The 13,212-nt window shown below is 45.6% G+C and carries 12 protein-coding genes; all 12 read right to left on the reverse strand.

Features of this window, described 5'->3' with window-relative positions; genetic code table 11:
• Positions 1 to 70 precede the first annotated feature (70 nt).
• Positions 71 to 703, reverse strand: coding sequence for a hypothetical protein (locus DWX28_RS12715; protein WP_022213623.1), 633 nt, complete (start codon positions 701 to 703; stop codon positions 71 to 73).
• A gap of 64 nt (positions 704 to 767) precedes the next feature.
• Entirely contained in the window at positions 768 to 1,751 is a 984-nt protein-coding gene (holA, locus tag DWX28_RS12720) for a DNA polymerase III subunit delta (protein WP_022213622.1), read from the reverse strand.
• The gene (locus DWX28_RS12725) at positions 1,748 to 3,811 is read right to left on the reverse strand and encodes a hypothetical protein (protein WP_118252898.1); all 2,064 of its coding nucleotides are present in this window, start codon (positions 3,809 to 3,811) and stop codon (positions 1,748 to 1,750) included. The genes holA and DWX28_RS12725 overlap by 4 nt, the downstream gene beginning before the upstream one ends.
• Before the next feature lie 60 nt (positions 3,812 to 3,871).
• Positions 3,872 to 6,103, reverse strand: a complete 2,232-nt coding sequence (locus DWX28_RS12730) for a DNA internalization-related competence protein ComEC/Rec2 (RefSeq protein ID WP_118252899.1) — start codon at positions 6,101 to 6,103, stop codon at positions 3,872 to 3,874.
• Between the two features lie 27 nt (positions 6,104 to 6,130).
• Positions 6,131 to 7,075, reverse strand: coding sequence for a GerMN domain-containing protein (locus tag DWX28_RS12735; protein ID WP_118252900.1), 945 nt, complete (start codon positions 7,073 to 7,075; stop codon positions 6,131 to 6,133).
• Positions 7,076 to 7,085: 10 nt separating this feature from the next.
• Complete coding sequence (locus DWX28_RS12740) at positions 7,086 to 8,513, reverse strand: sensor histidine kinase (RefSeq protein ID WP_118252901.1); 1,428 nt, start codon at positions 8,511 to 8,513, stop codon at positions 7,086 to 7,088.
• Between the two features lie 3 nt (positions 8,514 to 8,516).
• Positions 8,517 to 9,206 (reverse strand): response regulator transcription factor, encoded by a 690-nt coding sequence (locus DWX28_RS12745; protein WP_022213616.1) that lies wholly within the window; start codon positions 9,204 to 9,206, stop codon positions 8,517 to 8,519.
• 10 nt (positions 9,207 to 9,216) lie between these two features.
• Positions 9,217 to 9,840 carry a helix-hairpin-helix domain-containing protein gene (locus DWX28_RS12750; RefSeq protein ID WP_227222800.1) on the reverse strand — a complete coding sequence of 208 codons (624 nt, stop codon included), beginning with the start codon at positions 9,838 to 9,840 and terminating at the stop codon, positions 9,217 to 9,219.
• A gap of 152 nt (positions 9,841 to 9,992) precedes the next feature.
• A complete protein-coding gene (locus tag DWX28_RS12755) occupies positions 9,993 to 10,427 on the reverse strand; it encodes a DMT family transporter (RefSeq protein WP_118252902.1) in 435 nt (144 codons plus the stop codon).
• A 125-nt stretch (positions 10,428 to 10,552) separates the two neighbouring features.
• Positions 10,553 to 10,702, reverse strand: a complete 150-nt coding sequence (locus DWX28_RS19575) for a hypothetical protein (RefSeq protein ID WP_022213613.1) — start codon at positions 10,700 to 10,702, stop codon at positions 10,553 to 10,555.
• A gap of 10 nt (positions 10,703 to 10,712) precedes the next feature.
• Entirely contained in the window at positions 10,713 to 10,910 is a 198-nt protein-coding gene (locus DWX28_RS12760) for a FeoB-associated Cys-rich membrane protein (RefSeq protein WP_022213612.1), read from the reverse strand.
• A gap of 98 nt (positions 10,911 to 11,008) precedes the next feature.
• Positions 11,009 to 13,189, reverse strand: a complete 2,181-nt coding sequence (feoB, locus tag DWX28_RS12765) for a ferrous iron transport protein B (RefSeq protein ID WP_022213611.1) — start codon at positions 13,187 to 13,189, stop codon at positions 11,009 to 11,011.
• Between the last annotated feature and the right edge of the window lie 23 nt (positions 13,190 to 13,212).

The following is a 13,212-nucleotide window of genomic DNA, read 5'->3' on the forward strand; positions in this document are numbered from 1 at the left end:
AATTTGCGTGTCTAACTCATCACTGAAAGTAACGAGAATGCGACACGCAGTTATTCAAGGCATTTTCCTTCTATTTCAAGAAATTACTTATTACGTTTCTTTTCTTTTTTCCCATGTCAGTCTTTTTGAGGATAAAAAACTGTAGCAGACAACCTGCTGCTGTCAGTATAATTCCGAGGCCCAGAGTCACCGGTAAACTTGTCAGCCCCAGGGAACTGTATATCTCTTCATAATCTAAGGCGAATACACCCAGCATGAATCTGCCCCATGTTACTGCAAGCAGTGAACTCGGCAACACTGAAGAATACTCTTTTGCACGAAATGTGGCAACTGCTGCGATTATCGAAGCCAGAAGTGTTATCACAAACACTATCATGTTCCATCTGCTAAAGCCAGAATCTGACAATAAAATCATCAACAAAATATTAACATTCATCAGCAGAAATGTATTAATTACATCTCCCAGATTTCTTGCCTTTACATATATTATTACCAGTATAATCAAGATTATTACCGTAAGTACCGCTTCTATCCCGCCAGAACTCCCGCCATCGCCATCTTCATCCATCGAAAAGCTATACAAAAACCAAAAAATCGGCATCGGCAAAGATAAAAACCATATTAAGTAGTAAACCTTCTTCCAGTAAGAGCCTGCAGCCCAGCACAATATCATGGCTGCCAGCCCCAGAATCCCTAATACCATTTTTCCGCCTCCATTCTTTTTGATGCCTCAGTATAGCATTTTCTTTTTACATATTTGTTCTTTTTTATCTTCCGGTGCTGTACTTCACGATCAGCAGCTCCACACTCAGCACATCCTGCAGTCTGCCCGTCTTCACTGCTTCCTCCGAATCCACAAAATCCACTTCCGCCTGTTCAAGCTCCTCCGTACTGTACGCCCGTGCACAGGTCAGCAGATTCCGTGCCGCAAACGACGGCACACCAAGTCTTGATGCGATCTCACTCTGCGCCGCACCCTCTCCTGACATCTTCTTCGCCAGCGTCATCTGGCGGAACTGCTTTGACAGAAGGAACAGAATCCTCATCGGCGGCTCCCTGAGGGTCAGGAGGTCATTGTAGAGATCCAGCGCTTTCCTCTGGTTCTTCTCCGTAACTGCACGGACCATCTCAAAAATCTTATTCTCCGTCCGTGTCGTACATATCTCCTCAATATCCTCTGCCGTAACCACATCACGTCCCATCGTAAACATGATCAGCTTCTCCAGCTCATTCCGGATATTTCCCATGTCCGTCCCTGTCTTCGTCAGAAGAAACTCCATATCACGTGTCGTGATCTTTCGTCCCTCACGTCCGAGGATTCCTGCCGCCCATCTCATCAGAGTTTTTTCATCCTGTTTTGCGAACTCCACGATTCGCCCTTCAGCCTTGACTGCCTTGTACATACGGCTTCGTTTATCCACTTCTTCTTCCACAAAAACCATCCGCACATAATCCGGCAATGTCTTTATATAATCAGCAAGTTCATCACACTTGTTCTTAAAAAAACCAGAGTTTTCCACAAGAATCACCCTGTAATCCGCAAAAAAAGGCATCGTTTCACAGAGATCGATCATCTCCCTCACTTCGATTCCCTTTCCCTCATATTTGCTGAAATTCATTGTATCGTCATCCGGGTTCAGAGCTTTTATCAGTTTATCCTTGTACTGGATCTTCAGATAGGCTTCATCCCCGCACAAAAGATACACTCGCCTGAAATTCCCTGTCTTGATATCTTCCTGTAAATTTTTCACAAAAAAATCCTCCTGAAAATTGTCCCTGTTCTTTCCTCATAAACAGAAAAAATAAGATTCCCGTTCTCTTCTCTGCCATTACAACTCAGTTTTCCAGCCGGATACAGATCCATAGAACTGTTGAAACGATACAGCTGCAGCGCATGATTTTCTCTGATTCCTTTCGGCTCAATAACAATCGTATAAACAGTTTCCCCATCCGGCACAATTGGGTCAAATGTAAAATCAAGCTGAGTTTCTGCAATCTGCTGTGCACTCAGAAATGCTTCTGCCAGTTTCTTCCCTTCTTCATCCTGAATCAGCATCTGACACCCACCGTCCGGTACTGCACCATTTTTGAGATAGCCCTGTACCAGAATGTGATCAAACGCCGATGAAGCCACAAATGTCTGCGTAACCCTGTCACCAGAAACAATATCCTGAAGATTCTGTCCCACCCGGTAAATATTCCGGACAGAAAACTCTCTCCACTCCGTTTCTTCCACAAACAACGGTCTGTACAGCAAAATCGCCAGCATCACAGCCAGGATTGCAGTTACTGCTCCCCAGCCTCTTTTTCGGATCAAAACCGGCACAATATGTTCTGTTTTCAGTTCCCCATTCTGCAGCAAACGGCATCCATCTGCGGCAAGAAAAAGCAGTATTCCCACCATTCCAATACTGTAACGGTTCTGTGCCTCCCACATCAGATAGAAAAGAATATTTCCAAGCAGCACAAGCCTCAATAGCATTCCTGTGCCCATCCTTCCACTTATCATAGATGCAGCCGTTCCTGCCAGCGTCAGAAACAGAAGCATCACATAAAAAATCTGCGCCCAGTATAGAAACAGATCATTTTTTTCTCCACAAATATATTGAAAAGCTCTGGAATCTTTCAATGGATAAAGCCATTCCGACTGAAACCCGCAGGAACCATCCTGCCAGACAGTCAGCATTTTTTCTCCCGCAAGAGAAATTGTACCTTTTACACCCAGATTTCTGATTCTTTTCCCTGCTTCCTGCAGATCTGCTTTTGTCTTTGCTTCTTCTCCGGGGATCCGGGCTGTAAATTCTACATCTTTCTTTTTGTAAGTTCCATCTCCTCCAACTCCCATCATTACAAAATGAGCCGGTGGAAATGCTTTATCGGAACTGTCAAAATCTGCATAATGATTTCGAAGCATGCCTGTCCCGGCCCAAGTCAGACCACATATCACCAGAAAAGGAATCAGACATGCAGCCAGTCTGCACCGATTCCAGCCTTTCACACAGACTGCCATGATCAGAAACGCAATCAGAAGGATTCCCTCTGTTATCCGGATTCTCATTCCGACCGCAGTAAAAATCCCCGTACATGCCGCATAGATTATCTGACTTCGTAAATTCACCGCTTTCCACGTCTTCCATCCGAAATAAATTCCCGCACTCAGAAACGGAAGCAGGCATACAGTTGTATAATGCCACGGAATCCATATATAAATAATCGGATCAAAAAGACTCAGAACCGACACAAGAAATCCCCGATGGATATCCTCAGTTTCACATGCCAGTTTCCACATGAACAGCAGCGCAAGATCAATGCTTACTAGTCCCAGAAGATGAGAAGGCCAGTATAAACCGGATACTCCCAGTTTTCCCGCAGCTTTGAGAACCCAGTACAGCAAAATCGTAACCGGATGATTATGTGGATAACGCTGAAAATACGAATCATAAAAATCCGGTGAAATATGTCCATCCGTCTGCATATACCAGGCTTCATCCAGAACCAGAAGGTTATCATACCCTACCCAGTAACGCACATAATACAGATACAGGAACTGTAATACCAGAATCAGGAGGAAAACAATGGCAGTTGCCTTCATAAGTGTATGTTTTTTCCATGAGCGGCACCAGTCTGCCAATTTCACAAACAACAGCAGCAGAAATATACTTCCTGCCAGGATCAGTGGAAACACCGTTCTGTTTTTCAGTATGTTTTTTGCCTGGGGAATGGTACACAATGCATGAAAAAACACCCACCCAAGACACCCCAAAAGCAGGAATGATGTCAGATACAAAACCGTCTTTCGCATACGCTCCATGTCTTCCACCTCCTTCTGATTTATTTTCCTGTTTATCATACTACAAAACATCTGTAGATTCTACGCTGTTTTTTCGTTACAAAAAGTTTTCATACGTATAGAATGCCCATCTGTATAAACCGTGATCGCCCCGTTTTTCATCGTATATTCCGTCCGGATCCCGTTCTCTTCAAGACGTGCCGTCGTTTCCGGTGACGGATGCCCATACGTATTGGATTCCGAGCAGGAGATCACCGCAAGTTCCGGCTTTATCTTATCCAGAAATTCCTGACAGGTAGAATACCGTGACCCATGATGCCCTACTTTAAGAAAATTCACATCATCAAGTTTCGGAAGCAGCTTTTTCTCCGTCTCCGCTCCGATATCACCAGTAAAAAGCCCCCGGAATTTCCCGTACCGTAGTTCCATCACAATCCCTTCTTCATTTACATCCGTCCCCTTCGCACCTGTCTCTGGCGACAGGATTTCCAGAGAGCCATCCCCAAACCGCAGTTTCTGCCCCTGATGAAGCCTTAGCACAGAAATCCCGCACCTCTTCGCCTGCTCCTCCAGTTCATAATAGACCTCCTCCGGTGCCTTCCAGTCCGGGAGGAGCAGATTTTTTATACGCAGTGTTGTGAGATGTTTTTCCTTCAACGTCAGCAGTTCCTGTACGCCACTGATATGATCAAGGTCCGTATGTGAGATCAGTATGGCATCCACCACCGAAATCCCCTGATTTTTCAGATATGGAAGGATCTGATACGACGCAACCTTTTTCTTACTGCTGCTTCCACCATCCACCATGACCGTTTTGCCGCCCGGAAGCTGTATCACGATCCCGTCCCCCTGTCCGATATCCAGACAGGTGATCGAAATCAGATTTTTCTGTCGGAATCCCAGAATAAAAATGCTCACACAGACAACAGCAACACAAATTCCTCTCGACAGGACTCTCCACACACGGTACGCTCCTTTTTCCTTCAGGAACAAAGCGATCTGTATCCCGCCAAACAGAAGGACATAATACACCACGCACTGCCATATCTCCGGCGCGCCGCCGATCCATGTACAAAACGGAACGGCCCCTGCCAGCACGCAAAGTTTCTCGTAAAGCATCAGCAGGATTTTTCCCGGAATCAGACAGATCCCGGCAGCGGAAATACTCATAAATCCAACAGCCACACAACACAATCCGCAGATCAGCACCACACTTACCGTAGGAAGCACGGCCAGATTCAAAACGATTCCCAGAACTGATACCTCACCATACATCCGAAGAAGCACCGGCAGCGTTGTAAGCTGCACGGCAAAGGATGACAGAAGTGTTTTGACCCACGCACGCTCACTGCCCACCAGACGGTTCAGGGCAGGTGCCACGATCCCCAGACCTGTCACTGCCCCGAATGAAAGCAGGAAGCTGCTGCTGTACAGGTACGCCGGTGTATCGAGCAGCAAAAGTATCGCAGACACAGCCAGTGCAGTCAGAAAATCATAGCTTCTCCCCAGAATCCGCGCTCCGACTGCCAGCACAAACATGCAGACAGCGCGCATTGCGGACACACTGCTTCCTGTCAGCATCCCATACTGAAGGATCACACTCAGTGAAAGAAATCCTGCCCATCCATTGCCAAATGAAAGCTTCTTGAGTAACGAAAACAGTCCCATTCCGAGTACGCTGATGTGTAGTCCGGAAATAGCCAGGATATGCACCATCCCCGCCATCTGATACTGCAGCCTCACCTCCTCATCCAGACCGCTTTTTTCTCCCAGCAGCATCGCCTGGTAGATTCCCGCATCCTCTCCCGCTGTTTCCTGCAGGATTTCGCCGATTCGCCCCCGAAGTTCTGTCAGGAACTGTCCATACTTTGAATAATTCCTGCCTTTTTTCTGTATAATTCCATTTTTCAGGAAATAATAAATTCCCTGGCAGGCATAGTACTGCTGCGAATCAAATTCGCCTGGATTTCTGGGTGCAGAAACCCGCTCCAGCTCACCACCGACCTGGATAACCATACCTGTTTTCAAATTTTCTTTTGCATTTTTCTCCAAAAACACTCTTATATTTCTGATGGGAATTCGCTCTGACTGACAGAGCAGAAAGACTTGTTTAAGATAGACAGAAAGAGAATATTCCGTGTCCTGGCACCGCTGTACTTCCCCGCAGATCACAGCCGATGGATGTGACTCTATATATTCCCGGACCTCACGCGGCAGCGGATTCCCTCTTATAACAGGAATCCCTGCCAGGTCCAGAATACACAGACACAACATCAGGAACACGCACGCACAACACACTGGTCTTTTACGCATTCCCTGTCCTTTCTGTATAGAAATGCCTTATGATTCCTCGTCCTCATCCGGAATTACAAGGTCTTTGTTTTTTTCATAAAATTTGTAGAGCGGCAGATTCTTCTGGAAGTTTCCTCCACTGTTTCCTTCAATGGAAATCTGTACCTTATCCGCCTCACAGGAATCCACAATGGAATTCACCACCGAATAAACAGAAATATTTTCTGCCACATCCAATGCTGCATCCTGGAACTCACTGTTCAGGTCAAGATAACAGATTCTGTCTGCCGTAATCACATTGATCGCCATAGTATTCTCTGGAATCGTTGCATAATGTCCGTCCTCCAAAGGTCCCTTGGCAAGCTGTTCCAGAACAACACGCTCTTTTGGGAGCGTCCTTCTGTAACAAACATTTCTTGTTTCTTTCAGAAGTCTCTTGCCGCTCTTGTCTGCAAAATACAAGGTAAACGTATCGTATCGATAGTTGTCCTCATTTTTCTTTGATACTTCCACAAATGTACTGTCCGTCATATCCCCGATCTCCTGGTTTCTGGAGTCTTTAAGCGGCTGACCTGCCACTGTAAAACGGATCTTTGCAATATCCGGTATCTGCAGAAATGTCTGGACAATTCCATCTCTGGTAAGAACTTCCCTTACCTTGCTCATTTCTGAATATTCTTTGCTGAAATCTATGATCAGCAGATTATCCTGCAGATCATAAGAACTTACAGAAACATTTTCCGGAAGAAGACTGATTCCGTCTTCCGGTACTTCTCCGTTCCCTAATTTCTGTAACAGAGCTTTTACCATGTATTCTTTTGTTTCTTCTTTTGGCTCATAGGGTTCACTCTTGAGCGCAGTCTCATTTGTATTGAGATAATAAAAATTATATTTACTGTCTTCTTTCTTTGACTGTATGGTTTCTATGCTGCATCCTGCAAACAAGGTACAGACCATCAGCGCCAGAAGAAGCACTTTTGATATTCTCTTCATCCGGCACCTCCTACGGAATATATGACAGTGGGACACGAACGGAAAAAGTAGTTCCTTCCCCTTCTTTGCTGAATACCTTGATCACTCCATGATGCATGCCGATCGTACTTCTCGTGATCGCAAGGCCAAGTCCTGTTCCTCCGATCTCTCTGGAATGAGACTTATCCACCCTGTAAAATCTCTCAAAGATACGGCTCAGAGAATCCTCCGGAATACCCATTCCAGAATCAGCAACTGTCACATAGAAGAACTTGTGATCCGCATCCAGCGACACTCTTACCCATCCGTCGTCTACATTGTACTTGATCGCATTTTCTACCAGGTTACTGATCGCAGATGTAAATTTCAGCTCGTCCACATCTGCCTCCACCGGGCGGAAACTGTCAAGGATCAGATCGATGTTTCTCTTGTCCGCGATCGGACGCAGGCGCTTCAGGATATCCTCCAGCAGCTGGTTGATCGACATATGCTGGATCTGAAGATCTGCGTTTTTCTTATCCATCTTGACCAGCGTCAGAAGGTCAGTGATGATCCTGTTCTCACGGTCGATCTCCGCTGTGATGTCACGCATAAACTCCTGATACAGATCCTCCGGGACACCCTGCTGTCCTACCAGGGAATCTGCGAGGACTTTCATGGAAGTCATCGGAGTCTTGAGTTCATGAGAGACATTTGATACAAACTCCGATCGTGACTCATCCAGAACTTTCATTCTGGCAAGCATCTTGTTAAAGGCATCTGTGATAAGTTCTGTCTCTGTATAGTCCGGCACACTGATCTCGTCCTGCTGATAGCCATCTGTCAGATCTTCAATTGCCTTGGTAACTCTCGCAAGCGGTTTTACCAGGACAGTCGACAGGATATACGCCAGGAACAGCGATAATACAATAATAATACAGATGATCAGGATTCCTTTCTGCTCCAGATCTCCTGCTATGGCAGCGATCTCACTTTCGGAAATATTCACCAGCATGGCTCCCTGAACCTGAGACACATCTGCACTTTTGACCGGAACTACCAGTTCGATCATCTGTCCGATCTTTTTAAACTCGTCAGAATCACCATTCTTAAAACAGCGTATCACCTTGGACGAAACAAGAGTTCTACCCTCTTCCACATGATAGGTATCTCTGACTATCTTGAAATCTCTGTCAACCACAAGGATTCTGCCGCCATAGACATTAGACAATAACTCCAGCTTGCTGTTGACAGCCTCGGAGCTGGAGTCATTGAGATAATTTTCCTTGATGATCTGGTCGCAGAGAATCGCGCATTCTGTGCGTACTGCACTCACACTTACTTCCACTGCCTGATTTTCGTAATAGTGTATCATCAGTTGTGTCACGATAATTCCCGGCACGATTCCCAGAATAATAAGGATAATAAAGATACGAAAACGCAGACTTTTAAAAAATTTTGTCTTTTTTTTCGTTACCATGGGTTATGCCTGGAAATAGTATCCTACGCCCCATTTGGTGTGTACATACTTCGGCTCACTGGGATTCGCCTCAATTTTTTCACGAAGACGGCGGATATGTACATCGACAGTACGGACATCACCCGGATATTCATATCCCCATACGATATTCAGAAGATTCTCACGGCTGTAAACCTTGTTCGGGTTGAATACCAGAAGTTCCAGCACATCAAATTCCTTCGCTGTCAGATTGATCTCTCTGTCTGCAATAAATACACGACGGCTCTCGCAGTCCAGCTTAAGGTCACCTGCCTGGATTGTCTTTGCTTTTTCTTTCTCTTCATGTTCAGAACGGGCACGACGCATAATGGCTTTGATACGTGCCTTGACCTCAAGGATGTTGAACGGTTTGGTGATATAATCATCTGCACCGTAGTCCAGTCCCAGGATCTTGTCCATGTCTTCGCCTTTGGCAGTAAGCATAACGATCGGCACATTGGAAAATTCCCGGATCTGCTGGCATACTTCCAGCCCGTCCATCTTCGGCAGCATCAGGTCCAGAAGGATAATGTCGTATTTATTCTCCTTCGCCTTCTCCACCGCTTCTTCTCCATCGTAAGCACAGTCCACTTCCATTCCGTCCTGTTCCAGATTAAAGCGGATTCCTTTTACGATCAGTTTTTCGTCATCTACTACTAAAACTTTTCTGCTCATTCCATTCTCCTTATTTTACTGCAATCTTATCCTTTATCATTGAAAAGGTACTTTCTTTGATTCCGGGGACCTGCATGATCTCCTCGATGCTGGAAAAACCTCCGTGTTCCTCCCTGTATGCAAGGATCGCCTGTGCCTTGGAATCTCCGATGCCTGACAGTGTCTTGAGCGTCTCGGCATCTGCTGTATTCAGATTGACAATTCCATCTTCTGTACCCATGCTTTCTCCCGTTCCTGTAGTCTCAGGTACCGCCGGAACAAAACTGCCCTCCTCTGCTTCCTGAACAGTCGGTACATAAACCTGCTGTCCGTCACTGAGTGGCTGTGCCTGATTGACAGAAATTCCGGAAGCCTCTTCCGTCATTCCTCCCGCTGCCTCGATCGCCTGAAAAACACGGCTGTCCGGATCCATCTCATAGACTCCCGGCTGATTCACAGCGCCACAGACATCCACAAAAATTTCCTGCGGTTCAGGTGTCACTGACGGAATTTCGTCAGTCATCTCTCTTTCCTCCTGCTCTGTTTCTTCTACAGTATCAGAAGTATCTTCCTGGCTTTCAAGCAATATCTCATCACTTCTCGCGCCACATCCCGCACAGAAAATCCCTGTAAAAAGCGCGATCGACAAAAGCACTGTACAGTATTTTCTTATTGATTTTGTGATAATACCGGTTCACTCCCTTCTATATTAAGGCAGTCTCCCCCGGTATATACTTGACCATGTCTTATTTTACCCAATTCCCCTGTGTTTTACAATAGGAAACTTCTATTCTTCCAGGATTACCCTTATTTCTGCCATTTAAAGATCACGATCCCGGCGATCGCGATCAGCATTCCCAGGACTTTTCTCCACTCAAAAGGCTCTTTATCCACGCCAAAAAGCCCCATCAGTTCGATCAGATATGCAACGATCAGCTGCGAGAGCACGATCAGCATGGCTGCTTTTGCAGGACCGAGTGCGCCCATGCTCTGGATCACGGTGATCGTGATAAATGCTCCGATCACGCCTCCAAGAAGTGTGTATTTATTCTCCACCTGCCATAACGCAGAAACGCTCTGCCGCCCTGTAAAAAGCCACGCGGCAACGCAGACTGCAAAAGCCGAGAGCTGCACCCAGCCCGTCGATACCCACAGGCTGCTCTGTTTCGTCACTTCCGTATTAAAAACTCCCTGAATACTCATCAATGCACCTGAGATCAGTGCTGCAAGAAATCCCCACATAGTAATATCCCTCCGCAATATGCAATGCAATAAAAAGAGACTGGTTTATCAATTCCAGTCTCTTTATCCTGTTTAATATCAGCATATACGGATCTCGGTATTTTTATACACTTTAATATCTGCTGTTATTTTTCACTGTTTCTGAACTCTTCGTCCTTTTTCTGTGCTCTTTTTTTCTTGATCCACTGAAATCCCTGATAGAGCAGCATTCCTACAATGTAGATAACAATGACTGCACCGAACATATACATCGTGGATCCTGTTGAATTTCCCATACAGCACCTCCTATTTCAGACGTTTTTTAGAAGACTGCGCAGTACTTTTGTTGAAAGCAGCCCCGCTGCATCCGCCGCAGCTTCCACAGTTGCCGCTGCATCCACTGCAGCCCATGTGTTTACCTTCTTTGGCATTTTTTACATTTTTGTAGATTATGTATGCACAATATCCAAGGATCAAAGCCATGATAATAATATTTGCCAGCATTTCACTCATCCTCTCTTTAAATACTGCCAGTCATATAAAGTGAAAACAGAGGCCGGACACATCAACTGCATCCAGCCCCTTTATTATTTCATAATTTCTTATGCCTGTACAGAACGTTTGGAATAAACTTTCTGATCTTTGTATGGATCTGGTCTGAACAGCAGGAACAGCATTGCGATAAGTACTACGAATCCTACTACAGTACCGATACCAAATGCTCCACCAGTTACGAAAGAACCGATCTGATAGAAGCAGAGGCAAACGATGTAAGCGAATACGTTCTGGAAGAGAATTGCGAACCAGAACCATTTCTTGTCGTTCATTTCTTTTGCCATTGTTGCGATAGCTGCAAGGCAAGGAGAATCAAGAAGGTTGAACATCAGGAAGGAGAAAGCTGCGATTCCTGTCGGGAACCAGCTTGCAACACCTGCTGCAACGTTTACTGCATCTTCTGTATCACCAGCTACGTTAGCCAGGACACCCATTGTAGATACGATAGCTTCTTTTGCTGTGAAACCGGAGATAGAAGCTGCTACCGGCTGCCACTCGCCAAATCCAAGTGGTGCGAAGATCGGAGCGATCACACCGCCGATTGCTGCCATAAGGCTGTCTGCGCTGTCTTCTACCATACCGAATCCACCATCTGTGAATCCAAATCCACCAAGGAACCACATTACTACACAAGCAAGGAACAGGATTGTACCAGCTTTGATGATGAAGCCTTTCAGTCTTTCCCATACGTGAAGGAGAACTGTCTTAGCCTGCGGAATATGATACTGCGGAAGCTCCATTACGAACGGAGCCGGTTTACCGGAGAACGGTTTTGTTTTCTTAAGAATGATCGCTGCTACAAGTACAGCTACGATTCCGATAAAGTACATCAGAGGAGCGATAAAGGAGCTCTCTGCATATCCTGCGGTCTCACCAGCAATTACACCACCCATAAGAGCGATAACCGGAAGTTTTGCACCACAAGGAATAAATGTTGCTGTCATGATAGTAAGACGTCTGTCATTATCCTGCTCGATGGTCTTGGAAGCCATGATTCCAGGGATACCGCATCCAGAAGAAATAAGGAGCGGAATGAAGCTCTTACCGGAAAGTCCGAAGTGACGGAATACACGGTCCATAACAAATGCGATACGTACCATGTAACCACAGTCTTCAAGGATGGACAGGAACAGGAACAGGATTGCCATCTGAGGAACGAATCCAAGTACTGCACCAAGACCACCGATGATACCGTCAACTACAAGTCCCATTACCATATCGCCAGCGCCGATGCTGCCGAGGATATTGCTTGCGAAGTCCTGAATAGCTACTACGAATACATCATTTGTCCAGTCTGTTACGAATGTACCAACTGTTGTTACAGATACATAATATACTAACCACATGATCGCGATGAAGATCGGGATACCAAGGATACGGTTGGTAACGATACGGTCGATCTTATCGGATACGGTAAGTTTGTCTTTACCTTTCTTAACAGTTGTGTTTACGATCTTCTGGATGAAAGTATATCTCTCATCTGTTACGATACTTTCCATATCATCGTCATGTTTCTTTTCGATCGCCTGACGTTTGCTGTCTACAGTAGACTGTGCAGAAGCGGAAAGTTTGATGGATTCCTTTACTTTCTCATCGTTTTCAAGGAATTTGATCGCATACCATCTCTTCTTGTCTTCTGTGATAGATTCCGGAAGGACATCCTTCACATCAGCGATAGCTGCTTCCATTTCTTTGGAGAAGACTTCTTTTGGAAGATCAGCGCTGCTCTTCTTTGCTGTTTTGATTGCTTCGTCGATCAGTTTGTCAAGACCTTCGCCCTTCAGTGCGGATGTCTCAACGATCGGGCAGTCAAGCAGCATGGAAAGACGCTTAACATCGATCTTGATTCCTCTTTTTTCAAGAAGGTCTGCCATGTTCAGCGCGATGACAACCGGAACACCGGTCTCAACAAGCTGAGTGGTCAGATACAGGTTACGCTCGATGTTTGTTGCATCGACAAGATCGATGATAACATCTGGGTTCTCTTTCAGGACATAGTCACGGCTGACTACTTCTTCCAGAGTGTATGGTGACATGGAATAGATACCAGGAAGGTCAGTTACGATAACATCCTCGCCTTTTCCTCTTTTGCCTTTTAATTTACCTTCTTTTTTCTCTACAGTAACTCCCGGCCAGTTTCCTACATACTGGTTAGCGCCCGTTAATGCGTTGAACATTGTTGTTTTACCACAGTTCGGGTTGCCGGCAAGTGCAATCTTAATTGCCATTTTTTCTTACCTCCTTAATCCCT

This window comes from Blautia sp. AF19-10LB (assembly GCF_003461245.1).
Taxonomy (GTDB): domain Bacteria; phylum Bacillota; class Clostridia; order Lachnospirales; family Lachnospiraceae; genus Blautia_A; species Blautia_A intestinihominis.